This window comes from Stenotrophomonas maltophilia group sp. Smal17, from assembly GCF_030237045.1.
GTDB lineage: Bacteria > Pseudomonadota > Gammaproteobacteria > Xanthomonadales > Xanthomonadaceae > Stenotrophomonas > Stenotrophomonas forensis.
Genome location: NZ_JASJSU010000074.1, coordinates 1 through 20,060, shown reverse-complemented (window position 1 = coordinate 20,060; position 20,060 = coordinate 1). Strand labels below are relative to the sequence as shown.

20 protein-coding genes and 1 pseudogene are annotated in these 20,060 nt (G+C 68.5%); 8 read left to right on the top strand and 13 right to left on the bottom strand.

What is annotated here, in order from left to right; all coding sequences use genetic code 11:
• Nucleotides 1-26 precede the first annotated feature (26 nt).
• The 3 genes from QRO93_RS16495 to QRO93_RS16485 are packed head-to-tail and all read right to left on the bottom strand — an operon-like array spanning nucleotide 27 to nucleotide 2,156.
• Complete coding sequence (locus tag QRO93_RS16495) at nucleotides 27-398, bottom strand: VOC family protein (protein ID WP_180879946.1); 372 nt, start codon at nucleotides 396-398, stop codon at nucleotides 27-29.
• Nucleotides 399-420: 22 nt separating this feature from the next.
• The gene (locus QRO93_RS16490) at nucleotides 421-1,059 is read right to left on the bottom strand and encodes a response regulator transcription factor (protein ID WP_180879944.1); all 639 of its coding nucleotides are present in this window, start codon (nucleotides 1,057-1,059) and stop codon (nucleotides 421-423) included.
• Nucleotides 1,056-2,156, bottom strand: a complete 1,101-nt coding sequence (locus tag QRO93_RS16485) for a sensor histidine kinase (protein ID WP_180879943.1) — start codon at nucleotides 2,154-2,156, stop codon at nucleotides 1,056-1,058. Before QRO93_RS16485 ends, QRO93_RS16490 begins: the two co-directional genes overlap by 4 nt.
• Nucleotides 2,157-2,317: 161 nt before the next feature.
• Between QRO93_RS16485 and QRO93_RS16480 the strand changes: the two genes are divergently transcribed.
• From QRO93_RS16480 to QRO93_RS16470, 3 genes are all read left to right on the top strand, one after another.
• Complete coding sequence (locus tag QRO93_RS16480; RefSeq protein WP_049458304.1) at nucleotides 2,318-2,740, top strand: DUF2141 domain-containing protein; 423 nt, start codon at nucleotides 2,318-2,320, stop codon at nucleotides 2,738-2,740.
• A 26-nt stretch (nucleotides 2,741-2,766) separates the two neighbouring features.
• Nucleotides 2,767-4,290 carry a carotenoid oxygenase family protein gene (locus tag QRO93_RS16475; protein ID WP_180879941.1) on the top strand — a complete coding sequence of 508 codons (1,524 nt, stop codon included), beginning with the start codon at nucleotides 2,767-2,769 and terminating at the stop codon, nucleotides 4,288-4,290.
• A gap of 61 nt (nucleotides 4,291-4,351) precedes the next feature.
• On the top strand, nucleotides 4,352-5,068 hold the full coding sequence (locus QRO93_RS16470; RefSeq protein WP_180879939.1) for an ABC transporter substrate-binding protein: 717 nt from the start codon (nucleotides 4,352-4,354) through the stop codon (nucleotides 5,066-5,068).
• Nucleotides 5,069-5,151: 83 nt separating this feature from the next.
• Here the strand turns inward: QRO93_RS16470 and QRO93_RS16465 are convergent, their stop codons facing one another.
• Both QRO93_RS16465 and QRO93_RS16460 read right to left on the bottom strand, forming a co-directional pair.
• The gene (locus QRO93_RS16465) at nucleotides 5,152-7,764 is read right to left on the bottom strand and encodes a TonB-dependent receptor (protein WP_180879937.1); all 2,613 of its coding nucleotides are present in this window, start codon (nucleotides 7,762-7,764) and stop codon (nucleotides 5,152-5,154) included.
• Between the two features lie 136 nt (nucleotides 7,765-7,900).
• The gene (locus QRO93_RS16460; protein ID WP_285304287.1) at nucleotides 7,901-9,043 is read right to left on the bottom strand and encodes an alpha-D-ribose 1-methylphosphonate 5-triphosphate diphosphatase; all 1,143 of its coding nucleotides are present in this window, start codon (nucleotides 9,041-9,043) and stop codon (nucleotides 7,901-7,903) included.
• Between the two features lie 100 nt (nucleotides 9,044-9,143).
• Here QRO93_RS16460 and phnF point away from each other — a divergent pair, with 100 nt between their 5' ends.
• Nucleotides 9,144-9,890 carry a phosphonate metabolism transcriptional regulator PhnF gene (gene phnF / locus QRO93_RS16455; protein WP_180879933.1) on the top strand — a complete coding sequence of 249 codons (747 nt, stop codon included), beginning with the start codon at nucleotides 9,144-9,146 and terminating at the stop codon, nucleotides 9,888-9,890.
• Nucleotides 9,891-9,929: 39 nt separating this feature from the next.
• Here phnF and QRO93_RS16450 read toward each other — a convergent pair whose 3' ends face one another.
• From QRO93_RS16450 to QRO93_RS16435, 4 genes are all read right to left on the bottom strand, one after another.
• The gene (locus QRO93_RS16450) at nucleotides 9,930-11,084 is read right to left on the bottom strand and encodes a TIGR03364 family FAD-dependent oxidoreductase (protein ID WP_219626262.1); all 1,155 of its coding nucleotides are present in this window, start codon (nucleotides 11,082-11,084) and stop codon (nucleotides 9,930-9,932) included.
• Between the two features lie 11 nt (nucleotides 11,085-11,095).
• Nucleotides 11,096-12,391 (bottom strand): DUF5690 family protein, encoded by a 1,296-nt coding sequence (locus QRO93_RS16445; RefSeq protein WP_180879931.1) that lies wholly within the window; start codon nucleotides 12,389-12,391, stop codon nucleotides 11,096-11,098.
• Nucleotides 12,388-13,077: an HAD-IA family hydrolase gene (locus QRO93_RS16440; RefSeq protein WP_180879929.1), complete on the bottom strand. Its 690-nt coding sequence runs from the start codon at nucleotides 13,075-13,077 to the stop codon at nucleotides 12,388-12,390. The genes QRO93_RS16445 and QRO93_RS16440 overlap by 4 nt, the downstream gene beginning before the upstream one ends.
• 89 nt (nucleotides 13,078-13,166) lie before the next feature.
• Complete coding sequence (locus QRO93_RS16435; protein ID WP_180879927.1) at nucleotides 13,167-14,072, bottom strand: LysR substrate-binding domain-containing protein; 906 nt, start codon at nucleotides 14,070-14,072, stop codon at nucleotides 13,167-13,169.
• Between the two features lie 98 nt (nucleotides 14,073-14,170).
• Between QRO93_RS16435 and QRO93_RS16430 the strand changes: the two genes are divergently transcribed.
• On the top strand, nucleotides 14,171-14,350 hold the full coding sequence (locus QRO93_RS16430) for a hypothetical protein (protein ID WP_180879958.1): 180 nt from the start codon (nucleotides 14,171-14,173) through the stop codon (nucleotides 14,348-14,350).
• Here the strand turns inward: QRO93_RS16430 and QRO93_RS16425 are convergent.
• On the bottom strand, nucleotides 14,347-15,894 hold the full coding sequence (locus QRO93_RS16425) for an alkaline phosphatase (protein WP_180879925.1): 1,548 nt from the start codon (nucleotides 15,892-15,894) through the stop codon (nucleotides 14,347-14,349). The genes QRO93_RS16430 and QRO93_RS16425 overlap by 4 nt on opposite strands.
• Before the next feature lie 120 nt (nucleotides 15,895-16,014).
• Here QRO93_RS16425 and QRO93_RS16420 point away from each other — a divergent pair, with 120 nt between their 5' ends.
• Nucleotides 16,015-16,797, top strand: a complete 783-nt coding sequence (locus tag QRO93_RS16420) for a D-alanyl-D-alanine carboxypeptidase family protein (protein WP_180879923.1) — start codon at nucleotides 16,015-16,017, stop codon at nucleotides 16,795-16,797.
• Nucleotides 16,798-16,810: 13 nt separating this feature from the next.
• On the opposite strand, the gene QRO93_RS16415 is transcribed toward QRO93_RS16420, so the two are convergent.
• Nucleotides 16,811-17,404, bottom strand: coding sequence for a TetR/AcrR family transcriptional regulator (locus QRO93_RS16415; protein WP_180879921.1), 594 nt, complete (start codon nucleotides 17,402-17,404; stop codon nucleotides 16,811-16,813).
• A gap of 16 nt (nucleotides 17,405-17,420) precedes the next feature.
• A complete protein-coding gene (locus tag QRO93_RS16410; protein WP_180879919.1) occupies nucleotides 17,421-18,017 on the bottom strand; it encodes an NAD(P)H-dependent oxidoreductase in 597 nt (198 codons plus the stop codon).
• Nucleotides 18,018-18,143: 126 nt separating this feature from the next.
• Here QRO93_RS16410 and QRO93_RS16405 point away from each other — a divergent pair, with 126 nt between their 5' ends.
• Nucleotides 18,144-18,677, top strand: coding sequence for a hypothetical protein (locus tag QRO93_RS16405; RefSeq protein ID WP_180879917.1), 534 nt, complete (start codon nucleotides 18,144-18,146; stop codon nucleotides 18,675-18,677).
• A gap of 75 nt (nucleotides 18,678-18,752) precedes the next feature.
• Here QRO93_RS16405 and QRO93_RS16400 read toward each other — a convergent pair whose 3' ends face one another.
• Nucleotides 18,753-19,580: an oxaloacetate decarboxylase gene (locus tag QRO93_RS16400; protein ID WP_180879915.1), complete on the bottom strand. Its 828-nt coding sequence runs from the start codon at nucleotides 19,578-19,580 to the stop codon at nucleotides 18,753-18,755.
• A 163-nt stretch (nucleotides 19,581-19,743) separates the two neighbouring features.
• Between QRO93_RS16400 and QRO93_RS16395 the strand changes: the two are divergent.
• A pseudogene (locus tag QRO93_RS16395) lies at nucleotides 19,744-20,060 on the top strand (aromatic ring-cleaving dioxygenase); the annotation flags it as partial.

Sequence of the window (20,060 nt, the reverse complement as noted above, 5' to 3'; positions counted from 1 at the left end):
TCAACAGCAGTCGCGCAAGCTCGACGCTACAGAACGGCCCGGGCCTGCAGTGCGATGCGGTTGCCTTCGCTGTCGCGGATCTCGGCCACGCGCCAGTCGCCGGCGTCGGCCGGGCCGAAGCGCAGTTCGGCGCCGGCCTGCAGCGCACGGTCGAGGCTGGCCTCAAGATCATCGACACCGATATAGAGGCGCGCGCCCTGTTCGGAGGGCAGGTAGTCCGCCCCCTGCACCAGCGACAGGCTGGCACCCGTCGCGTCATCCGAGAACGGCAGGTAGGCCATGTGGCAGTCATGCAGCAGGATCGGCTCGTCCACCACCACCTGCAGCCATTGCTGGTAGAAGGCGATGGCACGGGCCAGGTCACTGGCGGGGATCTCGACATGCAGGATCGGGTTCACGGGTTTTCCTCGCGCGGCGCAGTCAGATGATGCGCAGGGTAATCGCCTTCAGTACCGCACGGGTACGATCGCGGGTACCAAGCTTGTCGAGAATGGCGGAAACATAGTTCTTCACCGTGCCTTCGGCCAGGAACAGGCTGCGCGCGATCTCCTTGTTGCTGTAGCCGCCAGCCAGCAGGCGCAGGATCGCCACTTCGCGTTCGCCGAAGGTATCGCTGGGGGGCGCTTCGTCGTGAAAGCGGTAGCGCGCGCGCACCGGCTCGGTGCTGACCGGCATCAGCAGCGTCTCGCCGGCGGCGACGCGCTCGATCGCCTCACGCAGGTCGGCCGGCGCGGCGTCCTTCAGCAGGAAGCCCTGTGCACCAGCCTCGCTGGCACGCAGCAGCAGGTCACTCTCATCGAAGGTGGTCAGCAGCAGCAGCGGCGTGGCATCGCCACGTGCGCGCAGCTGGCGCAGCGCCTCGATCCCATCCAGACCGGGCATGCGGATGTCACTGAGCACCACGTCCACCGGCTGCGTGGCCAACGCGTCCAGCAGGGCCTGGCCGTCCTCGGCCTCCAGCACCACCTCCACCCCCAGCCCCTGCAGCAGCGCACGCAGGCCGGCGCGGACCAGCGCCTGGTCGTCGGCCAGGGCAACGCGGATCGCGGCGCCGCTCATGCCGGCAACCATGCGGTCAGGTGCATGCCGCCCTGTGCGGTGCGCGCCAGTTCCAGCTGACCGCGCACCGCAGCCAGACGCTCGCGCATGCCGGCGATGCCATTGCCCTCGCGGATGCGCTCACTGCGCTGGCCATCATCACGGATATCAATACGCAACCGGGATTCCTCTTCGTTGATCGCCAGCCATACGGTGCCTGCGTTGCCATGCCGGGCCGCATTGGTCAGCGCTTCCTGCACCAGCCGCAGCACAGTCTCGGCCATCAGCGGATCGGTCACGCGCACGCCCTCGCCGATCCGCAGTTGCAGCTTCGGCCGTGGGAAGGGTGCGGCCAGCGCGTGCAGTGCGGTGGCCAGATCGAGGCCGCGATCATCGCGCATCGATTGCACCACCTGGCGGATGTCAGCCAGCAGTTCGCCCGACAGCTGCTCGGCCAGCACCAGGCCGTCGCGCCCGGCCAGCGCAGGATCAGCCGCCAGCGCACGCAGGTTCAACCGCATCGCGGTGAGCTTGTGGCCCGCTACATCGTGCAGTTCGCGCGCCAGGCGCAGGCGCTCGGCATCGCGGGCGCTGTCGGCCAGCAATGCGCGCGTGGCCAGAAGATCCGCGTTGACCCGGGCCAGGTCATCGCGGGCCAGGGCCGTGCTGCGTGCGTAGTGTGCGGTCAGTGCGGCGAACGCCTGGAAGCCGCCGTACAGCAGCACCACCAGCAGCGGCTGGCTGAAGCCACTGTGGCGCAGCACCGCATACATCGCCAGGTTGGCCAGCAATGCGACACCCAGCACGAAGCGCGGCGGCCAGTGCTCGGCCAGCTGCGCGACCAGCACCACCAGCAGCACGGGGGCGGTGCCGGTGCGCGGCTGCAACGCGACCAGGGCGACCGCCAGCAGCGCCTGCAACACGGCAGCGACCGCACGCACACGCGACGGCATCGACGCCCAGCCGTGCAGCACGAACAGCAACAGGAACCCAGCAAGCAACAGCAGGCTGGGGGCGGCCTCGCCGCGCTGCACCGCGAATGACAGGCCGACCGCCAGCACGGTCACCAGACCGGCAAGGCTGAGCGGACGCAACAGGTGGCGGAGCAGGCTGGGCATGGCCAGATGCTGACGGCCGCGCCTGCCGTCGGCAATGGGTCCAGCGCAGAAAGTGACTTCTGGCACGTCGAATCGATGACCACTGGCCCTGAAACCGGCCCCACGCCCCGCGCAGACTGACCCCACTCCACAACACACCGCCCACTTCCGGAGCCACTGCCATGATCCGCACCGCCCTGCTCAGCACCGTCCTGACCGCCCTGGCCCTGGCTGGCGGCGCCCACGCCGCCGATCTGGCCGTGACCGTACACGATGTCCGCGTGCAGACCGGCACGCTGCGCGTTGCCCTGGTCGACAACGCCACCGCCTGGGACGGCAAGGCGGCGCCCGTGCAGGCGCAGCAGGCCAGGCCCAGTGGCGACAGTGCCCACTTCGTATTCAAGAACGTGCCGGCCGGCAGCTACGCGGTGCTGCTCACCCACGACGAGAACGACAACGGCAAGCTCGACACCAACCTGGTCGGCATGCCTGTGGAAGGCTACGGCTTCAGCAACAACCCGCAGGTGATGCGCAAGCCGACCTTCGACGAAGCGCGCGTCAACGTGCCGGCCGCTGGTGCCGCCATCGACATCACCCTGCGCTGATTCCTGCATCCAGACCCGAGGCCATCATGGACCGTCGCCGCTTCCTTCGTACCCTGCTCAGCAGCAGTGCCTGCCTGGCGCTTGGCGCCACCGCCCTGCGCAGCGCACCCGCCTTCGCCGGCGACCCTGCGCACTTCGCGCAGGGCCTGCAGGAGCACCCGTGGCTGCTCGGCTGGCGCAGCGTCAGCAGTGAAAGTCTCGGCCCGGCCACCGTGCAGTTGCAGGGCCGGCTGCCGGCCGGGCTGGCCGGTACGCTGTACCGCAATGGCCCGGCCTGGACCGAGCGCGATGGCTTCCGCTACGACCACTGGTTCGACGGCGACGGCATGGTGCATGGCTGGCGCTTCAACGGCGATGGCAGCCTGACCCATCACGGGCGCATGGTAGCTACGCCGAAGTTCAGCCGTGAGCAGAAGGCCGGCCGCTTCCAGTACCCCGCTGCGGGCACCAGCGTCCCCGGTGCACTGGCGGTGCGCAACAACGACGATGCCAACGTCGCCAACACCTCGGTGACGATGATCAACGGCCGCCTGTTCGCGCTGTGCGAATCCGGCTCGGCGTTCGAGGTGGACCCCGATTCGCTGCAGACCCTCGGCCCGGTCACCTGGCGCCCGGACCTGGCCGCGCTGCCGTTCTCCGCGCATCCCCTGCCCGACCGCGATGGCAGCGTATGGAACTTCGGCTCGATCAGCCTGATGGGGGGCCACGGCCTGCTGGTCTGGCACATCGGCAAGGACGGTCAGCTGCGCAGCGCCAACGTGATCGAAACACCCGAGCATGGCTATCTGCATGCCTTCGCGATGACCGGACAGCATCTCGTTTTCGTGCTGATGCCGTTCGACTTCACCGGCACCGGCGGCAGCTTCTTCGAACGCATGCAGTTCGCACCGCAGCGCGCGGCGCGCATCGCGGTGGTCGCCAAGGATGCGCCGGACAAGGCGCAATGGTTCGAGGCGCCATTCGCAGCGATCTACCACTTCGGCGATGCGTTCACCCGCGACGGCGGCATCGTGCTGCGCGCGGTGCGCCACGACGACATCAACGAAGCGCGCTCACCGATGAAGGAAGCAATGGCCGGCGATGGGGCACATGCGGCCAATAGTGGTGCCAGCCTGGTCGAGCTGCACCTGGACCTGCGCCGTGGCCAGGCGCGCTGGGAGTCGCTGGGCATCAGCGCGGTGGAGTTTCCGCTGTTCGATCCGCGCTCGGCCAACACCCGTGGTGCGCGGCTTTACGCGCCCACCATCGATGGTCCGGCCAACGCGCCCTACTTCAACGCCGTGGCTGCATTCGACATCGAGCGGGGCCGCCGCCAGTTGTGGCACTACGGGCCGGACATCATGGCCGAGGAACACGTATTCGTTCCGCGCCCGGGCAGCCGCAACGCCGACGACGGCTGGCTGATCGGCACCCTGCTCGATCCGGTGAACACGCGCAGTGGCCTGGCCGTACTCGATGCGCGTCACCTGGACGATGGCCCGATCGCACAGGCCTGGCTGCCCTACGCGGTGCCGCTGGGCTTCCACGGCACGTTCGCCGCGCGCGGCTGAGTGCACGCCGCACGGACACCGGCGCTGGCATGCTGGGGTTCCCCTTCCTGCGGAGCCCGGCATGTCCCTGGCAGACCATCGAAACGCGCTGGCACCGCAGGGATTCCTGCGCGTGGCGATCAACCTGGGAAATCCGGTGCTGGCACAGGGAGACGCGCGTTCGCCGCGTGGCCCCACGCTGGAACTGGCCACCGCATTGGCGCAACGGATGGCGGTGCAGGCCCGCTTCACCTGTCACGACGCAGCAGCCTCGGTGGTTGCTGCGGCCAATCAGGACGAATGGGACCTGGCCTTCCTGGCGATTGATCCGGCGCGGGCGGACCGCATCGCCTTCAGCGCGCCGTATGTGGAGATCGAAGGCACCTACCTGGTGCGTGCGGACAGCCCGGCGCAGCGGGTGGCCGACCTGGACCACGATGGCCTGCGCATCGCGGTCGGCCGCGGCGCGGCCTACGACCTGTTCCTCAGCCGCGAGCTGCGCCACGCCAGGATCGAACGCGCCGACACCTCCGCGGCCGCCATTGACCTGTTCGACCAGCAGCACCTGGATGCTGCCGCCGGCGTGCGCCAGCCACTGGAAGCCTGGGCGCGGTCGCATCCTGGCCACCGCGTGCTGGCCGATCGCTTCACCGTGATCCAGCAGGCGGTCGCGGCGCCGGCATCGCGCCCGGCCGATGCGTTGCGGGCGCTGTTCAAGGAGGTGCAGGCGATCAAGGCAGGCCCGCTGCTGGGCGAAGCCTTCGCCCGGGCCGGACAGGCGGTCACGCTGGTGCGGTGAATGAAGCGCACACGCAGTCGAGCATGGCTCGACGCTACAGAGGCCTGGTCGAGCATGGCTCGACGCTGCAGAGCGCGTGCGGGCTACTGGAACAGGTATTTCAGGCCGATCTGCGCGCGGCGGCCGTAATACTCCACCTGCAGCGGCCGCTGCGGGCTGCCCTGGTAGTACTTCAGCGGTTCGTTGGTCAGGTTGCTCAGTTCGGCGAACACGGTCCAGCGATCAAACGTGTAGGACGCGCTGAAGTCGACCGAGGTGTTGGCACCGTACCAGGCATCGGTGGTGCTGCTGTCGCCATGCGATTCGATGTAGGCGCCCTTGTGGTTGGTCGCCAGCCGGGCGGCGAACGCACCATCGTCGTAGTACACGGTGACGTTGTAGAGGCGGTCGGCCTGGCCGGTGATCGGTACGTTGCCGCTGCGGCCCGGGATGCGCATGCGCGAATCCATCAGGGTCAGGTTGGCATTGATGCCGAAATTGCTCCACAGGCCCGGCAAAAAATCGAAGCGGCGCACGAAGGCGAACTCGGCACCCCACAGCTTGGCGTCGTCGCCGTTCTCGGGCCGGTAGAAGGTGACATTGGTGTTGCCGTTGAAATTGCCGGTGCTGCTGCTCTGGAACACCGGGTTGCTGATGTTCTTGTAGAACACGCCGCCGGACAACAGGCCCAGCGGTCCGGCATACCACTCGGCCATCAGGTCCAGGTTGTCCGAATAGGTCGGGTCAAGATCGGCATTGCCGGAAGCAAAGGTGCCATCGGCCTCCATGAACGAGCCACCCGGATTGATGTCGCCGAAGTTCGGGCGGGCAAAGCTGCGGGTCAGGCCCAACCGCAGGTTCAGGTCACTGCGCGGCGAAAAGCGCACATTGAGCTGCGGCAGCACCGAGGTGTAGCGCTTGCGACCCAGGTTGGGCACCAGCGCGCTGCTGCCATCGGCATCGCGCTCCAGCACCTGCCCACGCACGTCGGTGGCGGTGCGTTCCAGGCGCACGCCACCGACCACGTCCCAGCGCTCGTCCGGCGTCCAGGTGCCCATCGCATAGGCCGCGTACTGTTTTTCGGCCACGTCGAAGTTGCGGCCCAGCGCCGCGCCATTGGCCACCAGCGCCGAATCGCCCGGCACCAGCACCAGACGCTGCTTGTTCTGCCGGTACCACTCGGCCAGGGCCTGCATCGGCACCACCTGCGAGAAGTCACGGGCGTAGTCGCGGCCGTTGCCGATGTCATAGCCGCTGCGGCCGGGCTGGTCCATCAACGGGAAGTCGGCCAGGGTCGGCACCGGGCCGCCGGTTGCGGTGTTCCAGGCATAGAACTCGTCGGAGAAGCGCGCGCGACGCTGCTTGTCACGGTACTTGGCACCGGTCTTCCAGGTCAGCGTGTCGCTGGCGTCGAAGGTGAAGTCCAGCTGCGCGACGGCCCTGTCCTTCTCATTGACCGCCACCCGGTACAGCTCCACGGCGCTCAGCGACATCTTCCGTGGGTCCATCGAAAAGCCCGGCGGCAGATGGGTCTGCGGGGTATCGGCGGCGACGTTGCCGCCATCGATGGTGTTGTACGAGTTGCGCCCTGCACCGCGATCCTGCAGGCCCTGGTAGCCGACCTTGCCCTGGTTGAACTGGACCACGAAGTAGGCGTTGTCGGCACAGGTGGGAATGCAGCCGTAGCGGAAGTCGTTCTCGGCGCTGGCCAGCTTCCAGTCCACCTGGCCGCGGCCGAAGGTGTGCTGGCCACCGAACTCGAAGGTCCTGAACTCGGTGATCAGCTCGTTGTGGATGTTCTGCAGCTCGACGCGATCCTTGTCGAAACGGTAGCGGTGCTTGTAGTGCGTCTCATCGTCGCTCAGTTCGCCATACTGGCCGCGCACGTACAGCCGGTGGCCATCGGCCGGCAGGAATTCCATGCCGCCATTGACACCGCGGGTGGTGCGCTCGCCAGTGTAGTCACGCAGCTCCAGGCGGTAGATGCCAAGGCCATCGGCACTACGCCGCGGCTCGAAGTTGTCGGTCGCCCACGGGCGCTTCCAGTAGGTGCCGTTGATCAGGAACCCGAAGCGGCCATCGGCGCTGCGGTCGCCATACAGCACATTGGCGCTGGTACCGGTATCGACGGCCTTGTCGTTGTAGTTGCCGGCCACGCTGGCGGCGAAGGTGCGGCGCGCAGGCGCGGTGCGGGTAACGAAGTTCACCTGGCCACCGATGGCATCGCCTTCACGGTCCGGCGTCAGCGTCTTGCTTACTTCAATGCGCTCGATCAGCTCGGTGGGGAAGAAATCGAACGCGGTGGCGCGGCTGGTGGTTTCCTCTTCGGCGGTCGGCAGCCGGTCACCGTTGAGGGTGGTCGAGTTCCACTGTGCGGGCAGGCCACGCACGGCGACGAAGCGGCCTTCGCCCTGGTCGCGTTCGATCGACACGCCCGGTACCCGCTGCACGGCTTCAGCGGCGTTGTGGTCGGGCAGCTTGCCGATGCCATCGGCGCTGACCACGTTCATCAGGTTGCTGGCTTCGCGCTGGGCGTCCAGTGCCTGCTTCTCGCCGCTGACGATGCTGCCGACCACGGTGACGGTATCCAGATCGACGGCAGAGGGAGTGGGTGCGGCATCAGTCGCGACCGGGGACGCGGCCTGGACGGCCAGCGGGGCATGCAGCAGGGCGAGCAGGCCCAGGGTAAGCGGATGGCGCGTAGGCAGAGTGGACATGGCGATGGCGGCGGCAAGGGAAAGTGGACCGCTCCAGCGGGAGCGGTGATGGCGGCCACTTTCAATCAGCGCGGTGAAGCGCAGGCGGCATCCACTAGGCAGGTCGGGGCAGCTGTCTAGGTGATCGCGAGGGTGGCTACTGGGCCAGCAGGCGGCGGCCACCCACCCAGACCTCGGCCACGTAGTCCGGCAGGGTTCCACGCACCCGCACAAGATCGGCGCGCAGGCCTTCACCGATGCGGCCCCGGTCACGCAGGCCCAGCGCCTGTGCCGGTGCATGGCTGACCGTGCCCACCGCGCGCGGCAGGCTCCAGCCCAGCTGCGCGCACAGCACGCCCAGCGCCGGCAGCAGGCTGGCCGGCACGTAGTCGGAGGACAGCACGTCGAGGCAGTCAGCGCGGGCCAGTTCCAGCGCTGCCACATTGCCCGAATGCGAGCCGCCCAGCACCAGGTTGGGGGCGCCGGCAACGATCGTCAGGCCGGCCACACGCGCCGCCGCGGCCGCCTCGAGCGTGGTCGGGAACTCGCAGATGCGCGCACCACTGGCCACGGCCTCGTCCACATCCGCGGGCACGGTATCGTCGTGGCTGGCCAGGCACAGGCCCCGTTCCCGCACCCATTGCAGCACCTGCTGCAGGTGTGCGGGGCGATAGCGCGCCTGCTGGGCCCGGCGTGCCTGCAGCAGGTCATCCAGATAGGGGGCCGGTGCGTCGGCCGGCAGACCGTAATAAGCCGCATAGCGGTGCAGGTTGCGGAACTGGCGCTGCCCCGAGGTGTGGTCGGTCAGCGACAGCAGGCGCACCGCCGGATCGTCCAGCAGCGGCTCCAGCAATGGCAGCAACCCGGGATACGGCAGCTCGGCGCGCAGGTGCAGGTAGTGGTCGCTGCGCAGGCCACCGCCACGGCGCGCCTCGGCCAGCGCCGCATGCGCGGCCTGCAGGCTGCGTACGCGTACGCTGTCGGCCTCCACGTCGCCCACGGCCAGCGCATCGCAGGCCGTAGTGATGCCTGCAGCCAGCAGCTGCGCATCGTGCGCCTGCACGGCCGCGGCCGCTGGGAAGGCCACGCCCGGGCGTGGTACCAGGTGCTTCTCCAGATTGTCGGTATGCAGCTCGACAAACCCCGGCAGCAGCCAGTCGCCGCCGCAGTCCTCGGCGCCCGCCCTGCGCACGCGCCCCTGCCCCACCGCGTGGATGCGTAGCCCGTCCAGTACCACATGGCCGTGCACGATCTCATCGGCCAGCACCAGCTTCAGGTTGTCGAGGATGTGTTCGCCCATGGTTTCCGTAGCCCGTGTCATGCCATTGCAATCGCAGCGCGTTGATATGCCTGCACGTGCAGTGCACCTGTCTAGTCCAGCAGCCGCAGATGGAGGTTTGATGACCATGCCCGACCCGGCCCTGACGCCACGCGATTCGGCGCTGCCACTGTGGCAGCAGATCGAACAGGCGCTGCTGCGGCAGATCCGCGAACGCCAGCTGGTGGAAGGCGATGCACTGCCCTCGGCGCAGGTGCTGGCCAAGCGCTTCGCGGTCAACCGCCACACCGTGCGGCGCGCGATCGAGGCGCTGGAAGAGCGTGGCTACGTGCGCACCGAGACCGGTCGCGGCAGTTTCGTGCAGGAACATCCGTACCACTACCCGATCAGCCGGCGCACGCGCTTCGGCCGGGCCATGCATGACCTGAACGTGGAAAGCCACTACACCCTGCTCGATGCCCGCGTGCAGGTGCCAAGCCGCCAGGTGGCGCGTGCGCTCGGCCTGATTGCCGGCGAACGCGTGCATCGGGTGGTGTACTCCAGCCAGGTGGAGGGGCGCACCGTGGACCACAGCGAAGCGTATTTTCCCGCCACCCGATTCCCGGGACTGGGTGAGGTGTTCGCACGCACACCGTCGGTGACCCGCACTCTGGCCGCGTTCGGGGTCACCGACTACCTGCGCCGGCACACCACGGTGATGGCACGCCTGCCCGATGCCGAGGTCGCGCGCGTACTCGGCCAGTCAACGCGGCGGCCGGTGCTGTGCGTGCACTCGCTCAACGTCGATCCGCAGGGACAGCCGGTGCAGTTCGGCATCACCAGCTTCGCCGGTGACTGGGTGCAGCTGATGGTCAGCAGCGACCTCTAGGAAAAGCGCGGCGAGCGTTGCACCCGCCGCGCGCAGGCTTCATGCCGCGCAGCGCAATGCCGTGTAGCGACCGTCCACCAGTTCCTCGGCCAGGCCGAAGCTGAGCGTCATGCCCAGGCCACCGCCGCCGATGGCGTTGACCAGGGTCACACCCGGGGTGGGCTCGGCGACGAACTCGCTGCTGCCGTCCAGCAGCTTGGGATAGATGCCGTGCCAGGTCTGCGCGATGCGCGCGTCCGGTACCTGCATGAAACGGGACAGGTAATCGAGCACTTTCTGGTTGATGGCGTGCTCGTCGAACGGGTCATGCGTATGGGCATAGGCATGCGAATCACCGATGGTGATTTCACCAAGGCCGTTCTGTGCCGCCATCACGTGGATGCCCAGCTCGATCAGGTCGGCATGCTCGGCCTGGTAGCGCGCCTGCAGCGGGGCAACGTCGGCGGCCTCGCGGAAGCCGGCGTAGTGCACCAGTGACAGGCCACCACACAGGGCAGCACCCAGGCGGAATCCGGACGGCTGCGCGGCCAGGCGCAGCATCTGCAGCTTGCAGCGGGTCAGCGGCGCGGCGGCATACAGCTCCGGATACAGCTGTTCGAACTCCGGGCCGCTGCAGACGAACACCTTGTCGGCCTCGAACAGGCGGCTGCCGGACCACACCCGGCCGCTTTCCACCGCCGTCACCGGCGTGCGCCACTGGAACTGCACGCCGTGGCGCTCGCGCAGCACATCCGGCAACGCGCGGATCGCCTGGCGCGGATCGACCACCAGCTCATCGGCATTGAACAGCGCGCCACGCAGTTCGCGTGCGACCAGCGCCGGCGACTTCGCCAATGCCGCATCCCGGTCCAGCAACCGGCATGGGCGCATCTGCGCATTGGCGGCCGCGTACTGCTGCAGCACGGCCCATTCGTCGTCGGCGTGGGCAACGTGCATCGAGCCACTGGGGTCATGCCAGAGGCCGGCCACGTCGATCAGCTCCTGCCAGATCTGCCGCGAGCGCAGCGCGCGCTCATACAGCGGTCCATTGGGCACGCCGATCGGCCAGACCATGCCGAAGTTGCGGATGGAGGCGCCGACAGCGCGTTCATGGCGCTCCAGCACGGTGACCTTGCAGCCACGCACGGCCAGCGCGCGGGCCACGGCCAGGCCGACGATGCCGGCACCGACCACGAGGGCGGTTGTGTTCTTCATGGGGGATGGACTCAGACGGAGGCGAGCGCCGGCATGCGGGCCAGGCGCAGGGCCTTGTGGTGGAAGTACAGCAGCGACAACAACAGGCAGGCACCGCCCAGCAGCGACAGATGGATCACGGCGCTGGAGAAGAAGCGCACCCACGACAGCTGCAGGCCGGAGAACTCATGGCCGAGCAGGACCAGCACACTGCCGAGATAGCCGAACGCATCGGCCAGGTACATCACGAAGCCGACGTTGCCGGCGACCTTGAAGGTGGCGATCAGGCGTTCGAAGAACACGCAGTTGAACGGCACGTAGGCCAGGTACAGGCCGAAGCCCACCAGGCCCAGCCACGCCAGCGGATGCAGCATGCCCTCGCGGAACGCCAGCGTGCTCAGGCCGGCGGTGGCCAGGCCGATGAACATCAGCACGTGCAGGGCCATCAGGCCGTTGAGGTTGTTGCGGAACCAGGTCAGCCCGGCGGTCAGCGCCAGCACGGCGAATGCCACGGGCGTTTCGATGGCGGCGAACACGCCGGCGCTGCCGCCATAACCCAGCTCGCGGAACAGCTCGGCCTCGAAGCTGTCGCGGAAATCGCGGACCACGGTCAGGCACACGTAGCACAGGATCATCAGCGCCAGCCCCGGCAGGAAGCGGCGCACGAAGGCGCGGCGCTGCGTGCGATCCATCGGCAGGCGCGGCGAACGCTCGCGCAGGTCGTCGGCATCCGGTGCGGGAATGTGTTCGAGCATGCGCACCGACACCAGCAGCAGCGGCAGGAACAGCAACCCGCACAGGAACGGCATCCAGAACTCGCTCACGCCCTGCAGCAGCAGCCACTTGCCCACCGACTTCACCACGCCGGAGGCCATGATGAAACTGGAGGCGAGGATCGCCCCCATCGCTTCGGTGGTCCGGCGCCCTTCCAGATAGCTGAACACCAGGCCCCAGACCATGCCCAACGGCAGGCCATTGAGGAACAGGAACGGGATGTTCCAGGGCGCCGGCACCAGTGCGAAGCCAAGCAGCGCCAACCAGGAGATGCCGATCAGGCCCAGCAGCAGGCTGGCGCGGCGCTCGGCGCGCAGCTCGCCGATCACCCGCACGCCGATGAACTTGCTGCACATGTAACCCAGCACCTGCGCCACCACCAGCCACACCTTGTAGTCGGCGCCAAACAGGTGCTGGCCATCGAACGATGCAGCGGCGAAGGGCTTGCGGAAGGCATACATGCAGGCATAGGTGGACAGCGCCGCACTGCCGGCAAACACGGTCAGCGCCAGCGGGTGCCCCTGCAGCCGTTCCCGCAACGAGGGCCGGTTCATGCGGCGGCGACCGTGCCGGAAGGTGCCAGGCCCAGCAGCGACGGCAGGCGGTCGAGGTGGTCGATGATGTGGTCCGGGCCATGCGGCAGCAGCTCGGCACGGGTGAACGCGCCGGTGGTGACCGCAACATTCAGGCCGACGCCGGCGTTGCGGCCTTCGTTGATGTCGACCTCGGTGTCGCCCACCTTCACCACGGCGGCGGCATCGTCCACCCCGGTACGCTGCATCAGCGCCTGGATCATGTACGGCGCCGGCCGGCCTGCAGGCACGTCATCGCTGGCCACAAATGCGTCGATGCGATCCTGCCAGCCGAGCCGCGCGATGATCGCCTCGGCGATGTCACGCGAGAAGCCGGTGTCCAGGCCGATACGGATGCCGTGCGCGCGCAATGTGTCGAACAGCGCCTCGGCGCCCGGCAGCGGTGCAATGCCCGGTGCATGGCGATAGCACTCAAGCATGCGCGCCACGAAGTCGGCATGGATCGGGGCCACGCGCGGGTCGTCCACCGTGGCGCCCAGCAGCCGTGCGATCGCCTGCGGCTTGGGGTAGCCCATCAGCGGGCGCACATCCTCCACCTCGATGGCGTGGCCGGCGACGGCCATCGCTTCGGCGAAGGCATGGGCCACCAGGCCCGGGTCGGCAACGGTGGTACCGGCAATATCAAGAACGGCGAGGCGGTAGCGCATGGCGGCAGGCGGCGTTGGGCGGAGGTGCCCAGCTTCGTCGCCGCCGGCCACGCCCTGATGACAGCGCCCGGACAGGCCGATGCACCTGTCTAGCCGGGCGCCCCCTGCGTGGCCATGTGCCGCACGTGTTCGGCGGCCTGCGCGTGCAGCCAGTCGCGGAAGGCGAGGAAGCCGCGATGACTGGCCGAGCGTTGCGGGTACACCAGCCAATGCGGCCACGCCGTCTTCAGGCGCTGGCTGGACAGCGCCACCAGCTGGCCGGATTCCAGCAACAGGCGCGCCCGCGTCACTCGTCCCAGCGCCACGCCCACCCCGTCCAGCGCCGCACGGTGGTGGGCCTCCGAATCATCCAGTACCGCCACGAAGCGCGGCGGCGGGCTTTGCCCGCTCAACGCGAACCACGCGCCCCACGCGCCGTCGGGATCACCGAGCAGCGGCCAATGGGTCAGCGGCACGCGGTCGATGCCGCCCATGCGCTCGATCAGCGCCGGGCTGGCCATCGGCAGCAGCCACTCGTCGAACAGCGGTTCCACCACCAGCCCCGGCCAGTGCCCGGTGCCCAGCCGCAGCGCGGCGTCGAACTGCCGCTGCCGCTCGAAGTCGACCAGCCGTTCACTCGACTGCAGGTTGATCTCGATCTGCGGGTGCGCAGCCACGAAGTGGCCCAGGCGTGGCACCAGCCACGCCGAGGCCATCGATGGCACCGCGCTGATCGTCAGCACGTGCTCGGCGCGCGCCGCATAGGGCTGGAAGGCCTCGTTGATCGCGTCCAGATGCGGGCCGACCTGCTCCAGCAGGCGCTGCCCTTCCAGCGTAAGGGTGACGCCACGCGGCTGCCGGATCAGCAGCGGCTGGCCGAGGCGCTCCTCCAGCTGGCGCATCTGATGGCTGAGTGCGCTGACCGTCAGGTTCATCGATGCCGCCGCACGCGACAGGTTGCCGAGCCGGGCGGCAGCCACGAAACCCTGCAGGGCATGGAGGGGCGGACGGGACATCAGGCTTGAACTTCTCTCAAGGTGCGCTTGCGGAAATGTCTCTTTTTGCACGCCCATGCTGCCCGTATCGTGCAATCTACTCAAGTGGAGGCACGCTCATGAACATTTTCAGCAGCCTGTTGTTCCTGCACGGCCATGTGGCCAGCGCCGAGCTGGCCCGGCAACTGGCCAGCCCGGTCCCGCCGCCCAGCAGCACTCACGGTAGTGCTGGCCGCTGGCCGGTAACCTCGCCAACCGGGCAGCCCGCGGCTGCCGGCCGCTGCCCGGCACGCCCCTAACGCTGCAGCGCCTCCTGCACCGCGGCCGCCACATCGGTGTTGTCGATGTAGCGGCCGTCGTTCCAGCCCACGTGCTGGCGGTAGCCGGCATCAACGCCACGCACGCGCTTTGCAAGCAGCTCCGCGCCCGCGCCCTTGGCCCACAGCGGCACCAGCGCATTGGAGTGGTTGCCGGTGGGGCGGAAGCTCATCCCCGGCATGCGTCCGCGGCCGTTGTTGCGCACCGGCTGGAAGGCGACGTTCTGTGCATCGGGGCCCATCGGCATGCTGTTGTCGTGGTCGGTGGTGACGATCAGCAGGTTGCGCTCCCAACCACCATTGCGTTCAATCCAGTCCACCACCGCCGCCACCGCATCGTTGAACTCCACGGTCTCCTCGATCAGGCGGCCGTACTGCGGCTGGTCGCTGCATTGGCCGTAGTGCCATTCGGTGCCACAGGCACTGGTGTGCGCGGCCCAGTCGGTGGCGCCGCCTTCCACCATCAGGAACAGGCCGTTCGAAGAGCGCTGCTGCAGGAACCGCAGCGCACCGCGGGTCATGGTCGCAAGATCCGGCACACTGTCGATCTTCCTTACGCCGGAGGGCGTGGCCGCATCCTTGCCCAGCACCTGCAGCTGGCGTGCCTGCTGCAGCGTGTTGGCCACGCGTGGCACGCCGATCAGCGGCCGGTCGGCCGGCAGCTGGCCCTGCGCCAGCGCGGCGAATTCCTCCTTGCCGCGGATCAGGCGCCACGGCCCCGACGGGTTGCCGCCAATGGTGCGGCCCGCTTCCAGCTGCTGCCAATCCTGCTGCGACACCCATTCCCACGGAGTCGCGCAGCCTTCGGCCTGCGCTGCACCCGTGGCCGGCCCACAGGCCAGGCCATCCACGCTGTAGCCGGGGCCACCGGTGCCCATCACCAGGTCCATGTGGCCCTGTGCCAGCATCTGATGGGCGATGGCGTGGTAGTTGTTGCGCGATGCGTTCTGCGCCGCGAACGCTGCCGGCGTGGCATGCGCGAACGGCACCGAGGTGACCACGCCGGTGGCCATGCCCAGGCGCTTGGCGCGCAGCGTGTTGAACTCGACCGGGTTGCCGTCGTTGTTGTAGTTGATGGCGTTGTTGTAGGTCTTGATGCCCGAGGACAACGCGGTGCCCGCGGCCGCACTGTCGGTCGCCACCGCCGCCAGGTACTGGTAGCCCACGAACGGCAGGTCCGGCGCCGGCACCGGTTCGGTATCCCAGGCCTTGCCCGCGTCGTAGCCGAGGGTCTGCGCATTGTCGCCGGTCGGCTGGCTGCTGGAATTCAACGGAAACGTGGTCACCGCCAGGCGCTGCGGGAAATCCGCATAGGGGGCACCTTCACGGCTGCCGTACTGCCAGTAGGCGGCGGCATCCCAGGTGCCCCAACCGGCGCCGTCGTTGATCATCACGATCACGTTGTGCGGGCGTGCTTCAGCCGAAGGCACAGCCTCGGCGCGCAGGTTGGGCTGGCAGCCCGCCAGCGCTGCCAGCGCGATCAGCAACGAGGTAAGGAGCCAGCGGCATGGCGCGTGTGCAGTCATCGGATATCCCGTCGGGCCAGCGGCGGCCCACAATGACGATACGTTATATCGTTTCAATGTTGCAGCTTCATGCAGCCGCCGCGCACTATCCTGCGGCTCTCCATTGCCACCGCATGATCCATGTCCCTCCCCGTTCCAGAGCGCGCGCCGCTGTCCTCGATCACCCTGGATGCGGCCACCTTCGCGGTGATCCACCAGCACAACGCAGAAACCGCGCGGCAACCGGCATCACTGACCAAGTTGATGACCGCCTACGCCGCGTATGCATGCGTCGAAGAACGCGGGCGCGCATGGGACGAAGCGGTCACCATTGCCGACGACGATGTGCATGCGGTGGCCGATGACGAAACGCGCATGGGCCTGGTGCCTGGCGAAACAATTACTCTGGCACGCCTGCTGGAAGGCTTGATGATCATCTCCGGCAATGACGCTGCCTTGGCGATCGCGCGCCACCTGGACGGATCGCAGTCGGCATTCCTCGATCGCATGAACCAGCATGCGCGCCAGCTTGGCCTGCGCAGCACCTGGTTTGCCAGCGTCTCCGGCATCACCACCCCGCACCATGCGTCCAGCGCGCGCGACATGGCAGTGCTGGCCGCCTGCCTGCTGAACGATCATCCGCAGATTCTGGCGATCACCGCACAGCGTGCGTTCGTGCATGGTCGCTTCGGCCGCAACAACCAGAATGCCCTGCTTGGCGAAGACGGTGTGGATGGATTGAAGACCGGCTACACCCGGGCCGCAGGCTTCTGCCTGGCCGCCACCGCGTGCCGCACGGTGCCCGGGCGGGCGCAGCCGGTACGGCTGATTACCGTGGTGCTGGGTTCTGAAAGCCGCGACGCGCGCGACGCGCTGGTGCGCGATCAGTTGTCGGCAGGGTTCGCCGCACTGGCCAACAGCTGACCGGCCATGCGGCTCAGCGCCGCTTGACCGTCGCCACGATCACGCGCTGCAGCTCGGCCTCGGCGTCGGCCTTGTCCAGTGCGCCGGCAGCCACGGCTTCCGACAGCGCTTCAGCCGCACCCAGAATCGCCCAGCGCCCCGCCAGGGGCACGGCACCCTCGGCGGCGAACGGGCCCAGCCAGACCTGGCAGTTGTCGATGAAGTCCTGCTGATAGCGCCGGCGCACCTCGTGCAGTTCCGGCGCGCCGACCAGCGCGGCAAGGATGCCCTGTACTTCACTGCCCTGGCTGAGGATGCAGTCGATGTAGCCGGAGGCGATGGCCGCCGCACGATCGCCCAGCTGCGCCCTGGCGCGGCCGATGCGCTCGTGGAAGACCACGGTCTGCCGGCCGTCATAGTCGTCGTAGAGCGCCGCCAGCAGTCCATTGCGGGTCACGAAGTGATCGTAGGCCACCGGCTTGGTCACGCCCGCCGCCTCGGCCAGGCGTCCCAGCGTCAGTGCATCGGTGCCTTCCTCGCCGACCAGCGCCCAGGCCACGTCCAGCAACTGGCGGGCGCGTTGCTCGCGGGTCAGTCGGCGGCGTGTCGGAGCGGGCGTGGCAGGCATCGGCAGGGCACGGCAATCAGCGCATCGGAGTACCGATTTTACGGCCGATCTCCGCTGCCGACTGCAGATGTGCCCCGGCGGCGCCGGAATCGGCATCCAGCAGCAGTTCGGATGACAGCACGCGCGCACCGCAGTAGTCGAAGATACCCATGTCGATCTGGGTTTTCATCGCCGCCCCATAGCCGCGCCGCTGGATCATCTCCGCGCCGGCGCCGCCCACCCCGACCAGGTGCACGCGCAGCCGTTGCAGCTTCTTCTGCACCTTGCCGTCGGCGCCTTCCTGGTAGGCCCAGCCCTGGGTGAACACGCGGTCGATCCAGCCCTTCAGCAGCGCCGGGAACGACCACCAGTACAGCGGGTAGACCAGCACCAGCGTGTCGGCCGCATCCAGCCGCGCCTGCTCGGCGGCGACATCGGCCGGCGCAGCGCCGGTGCCGCGGAACAGGGCCTGGTCCTGCAGGCTGAAGCGCGGATCGAAGCCCTCGGCCATCAGATCGGCGTGGGCCACGCTGTTGCCGGCACCGGCTGCGCCGATGGCCTCGCCGATGCGCCCGGCGATGGCGTGGGTCAACGAGTAAGGATCAGGATGGGCGATGACGATGAGACTGTGCATGGGAGAGCTCCGGGATTCACTAACTACCAATGGTAAGTAATGAAATCCGGCGCACCAGCCCCATCGATGGGATGCTGTTTCCGCATCCACCGTATAGTGCGGCGCTCGCCCGTGAGATGCCCGCCGATGCACCGACACCTGCTTGCCCCGCTGCTGGCCCTGCTGATGACGATGGCCGTTCCATCCGCCGTGGCCGGTGAACTCGGTCCGGAAGATTCCGCCGCCCTGCGCAGGGAGGTGCAGGCGATGATGGACGCCTTCGCCCGCGGCGATACCGACCTGATCATCGCGCGCACCCATCCCAGCCTGAAGCTGGCTGCCGGTGGCGATGAGGCCTATGCGCGGATGACGCGCGACACCGTGAAGCAACTGCACAAGGCGGGCGTCACCATCGTCAGCGACGAGGCGGGCGTGCCTGGGCGCACCTACGCCGCCGGCGACGAGGAAGTCTGCTTCGTGCCACGCCAGTCACTGCTGCGCGTGCGCGACGCGCCGATGCGCAGCACCTCGTTCATGGTCGCCGTACGCCGGGTAGGCACGACGCAGTGGAGCTATCTGGACGGTGCCGCGCTGCTGGACAACCCCGCGCTGCTGCGGCAGCTGCTGCCGGCGCTGGAACCGGGGGTGGCAGTGCCGAAGGGCGGGATGGAAGCGCTGTAGTCGCTGGCGCATCCCTCCAGGCACGGTGTGGATCCACGGACCGCTCTGCAGAACCGGGCCCACACCGGATTTCCGTCAACGGAACAGCGCGTTCAACGCCGCGCCCGGGGTCGCCTGCTGCAGGCCATCGAAGCTCCCGTCCTGCACGATCGGTTGGGTCGCCTGCATCAAGCCACCCCACGCCGCGCGGGCCAGTGCGCCACCGAGGCTGACCCGGCGCACGCCGAGTGCGGCGATGTCCTGCAGGCGCATGGGCGTCGGCCCACCCACCAGCAGGTTCACCGGCTTCGATCCTGCCGCGGCCACCACCGCGCTGATCTGCTCACGCGTGCTGATGCCCGGCGCGTACAGCACGTCGGCACCGGCCTCGGCATAGGCGCGCAGGCGCTGCAGGGTGTCCTGCAGGTCCGGCACCCCCACAAAGAAATTCTCGGCGCGGCCCACCAGCAGCACATCGGCGCCGGCATGGTCGATCGCCGCACGGGCCGCACGCAGGCGCTCGACCGCCTGCTGGATCGGGCGCAGTGGTGCATCGGCCACACCGCTGGCATCCTCGATCGACAATGCGGCGACACCGGTATCGATCGCCGCGGCCACCGCCTCTTCCACCTCCTTCGGCGTGGCACCGAAGCCATCCCCGAAATCGGCATTCAATGGCAGCGAGGTCGCCCCCACCATCAGGCGCAGATGCTCCAGCGTGGCCTGCAGCGAAACCGCACCATCCGGCCGCCCCTCGCTCCAGGCACAGCCGGCACTGGTGGTCGCCAGCGCCTGGAATCCCTGTCGCTGCAGGTAGCGCGCACTGCCCACGTCCCACGGATTGGGCAGCACGAAGCAGCCCTGCGCATGCAGCTGGCGGAAGGCCGCGCGCCTGCGCGGGATGTCGGCGTCGATCGAGGTCATGGCGGGCTCCGGTACGGTACAGCGGCACCCTAGCCCGGCCATCGCCTGCGCTCAATGGCGGCATGCGCAGGCGCATGAAGTGATGCCGCCTGCTTATTGGACGCGGCCGAGGGCCGTGCCGGAGCGTGCTTGCCTGCCCCCTCATGCTGCCATGGAGCCGTTCATGCACCCCGACCTGGATTCCCCCGCTGACACCCACATCGACGCAGGCGACGATGACGCGCACTGGGCCGACCTGCTGTCGCCCGCCCGCCGGCGCCTGATCGCTTCGGCCGGGCTGGCCGCCGGCGGCCTGGCCAGCGCGTCGACGGCAGCGGCAGCCACGCGCGACGACCGTGCCGTGAACACCACCGAGCCCGGGCAGCCCGGCTTTCGCGCCATCGTCCCGCCGGCGGCGAAGGGCAGCAGCCCGTGGGGCCAGGCCACCGCCCGCGAACCCACCCCGCGGCCGGCCAGCGTGCGCCGCGGCGAGGCCACGCT

What these genes read in the sequence shown, in the direction of transcription:
- QRO93_RS16445 (WP_180879931.1), bottom strand. Translation starts at nt 12,391, where the DNA reads ATGAACCGGCCCTCGTTGCGGGAACGGCTGCAGGGGCACCCGCTGGCG.
- QRO93_RS16490 (WP_180879944.1), bottom strand. Translation starts at nt 1,059, where the DNA reads ATGAGCGGCGCCGCGATCCGCGTTGCCCTGGCCGACGACCAGGCGCTG.
- QRO93_RS16420 (WP_180879923.1), top strand. Translation starts at nt 16,015, where the DNA reads ATGTCCCTCCCCGTTCCAGAGCGCGCGCCGCTGTCCTCGATCACCCTG.
- QRO93_RS16415 (WP_180879921.1), bottom strand. Translation starts at nt 17,404, where the DNA reads ATGCCTGCCACGCCCGCTCCGACACGCCGCCGACTGACCCGCGAGCAA.
- QRO93_RS16400 (WP_180879915.1), bottom strand. Translation starts at nt 19,580, where the DNA reads ATGACCTCGATCGACGCCGACATCCCGCGCAGGCGCGCGGCCTTCCGC.
- QRO93_RS16450 (WP_219626262.1), bottom strand. Translation starts at nt 11,084, where the DNA reads ATGAAGAACACAACCGCCCTCGTGGTCGGTGCCGGCATCGTCGGCCTG.
- QRO93_RS16480 (WP_049458304.1), top strand. Translation starts at nt 2,318, where the DNA reads ATGATCCGCACCGCCCTGCTCAGCACCGTCCTGACCGCCCTGGCCCTG.
- QRO93_RS16430 (WP_180879958.1), top strand. Translation starts at nt 14,171, where the DNA reads ATGAACATTTTCAGCAGCCTGTTGTTCCTGCACGGCCATGTGGCCAGC.
- QRO93_RS16460 (WP_285304287.1), bottom strand. Translation starts at nt 9,043, where the DNA reads ATGGGCGAACACATCCTCGACAACCTGAAGCTGGTGCTGGCCGATGAG.
- QRO93_RS16440 (WP_180879929.1), bottom strand. Translation starts at nt 13,077, where the DNA reads ATGCGCTACCGCCTCGCCGTTCTTGATATTGCCGGTACCACCGTTGCC.
- QRO93_RS16435 (WP_180879927.1), bottom strand. Translation starts at nt 14,072, where the DNA reads ATGTCCCGTCCGCCCCTCCATGCCCTGCAGGGTTTCGTGGCTGCCGCC.
- QRO93_RS16410 (WP_180879919.1), bottom strand. Translation starts at nt 18,017, where the DNA reads ATGCACAGTCTCATCGTCATCGCCCATCCTGATCCTTACTCGTTGACC.
- QRO93_RS16485 (WP_180879943.1), bottom strand. Translation starts at nt 2,156, where the DNA reads ATGCCCAGCCTGCTCCGCCACCTGTTGCGTCCGCTCAGCCTTGCCGGT.
- QRO93_RS16465 (WP_180879937.1), bottom strand. Translation starts at nt 7,764, where the DNA reads ATGTCCACTCTGCCTACGCGCCATCCGCTTACCCTGGGCCTGCTCGCC.
- QRO93_RS16470 (WP_180879939.1), top strand. Translation starts at nt 4,352, where the DNA reads ATGTCCCTGGCAGACCATCGAAACGCGCTGGCACCGCAGGGATTCCTG.
- phnF (WP_180879933.1), top strand. Translation starts at nt 9,144, where the DNA reads ATGACCATGCCCGACCCGGCCCTGACGCCACGCGATTCGGCGCTGCCA.
- QRO93_RS16475 (WP_180879941.1), top strand. Translation starts at nt 2,767, where the DNA reads ATGGACCGTCGCCGCTTCCTTCGTACCCTGCTCAGCAGCAGTGCCTGC.
- QRO93_RS16405 (WP_180879917.1), top strand. Translation starts at nt 18,144, where the DNA reads ATGCACCGACACCTGCTTGCCCCGCTGCTGGCCCTGCTGATGACGATG.
- QRO93_RS16425 (WP_180879925.1), bottom strand. Translation starts at nt 15,894, where the DNA reads ATGACTGCACACGCGCCATGCCGCTGGCTCCTTACCTCGTTGCTGATC.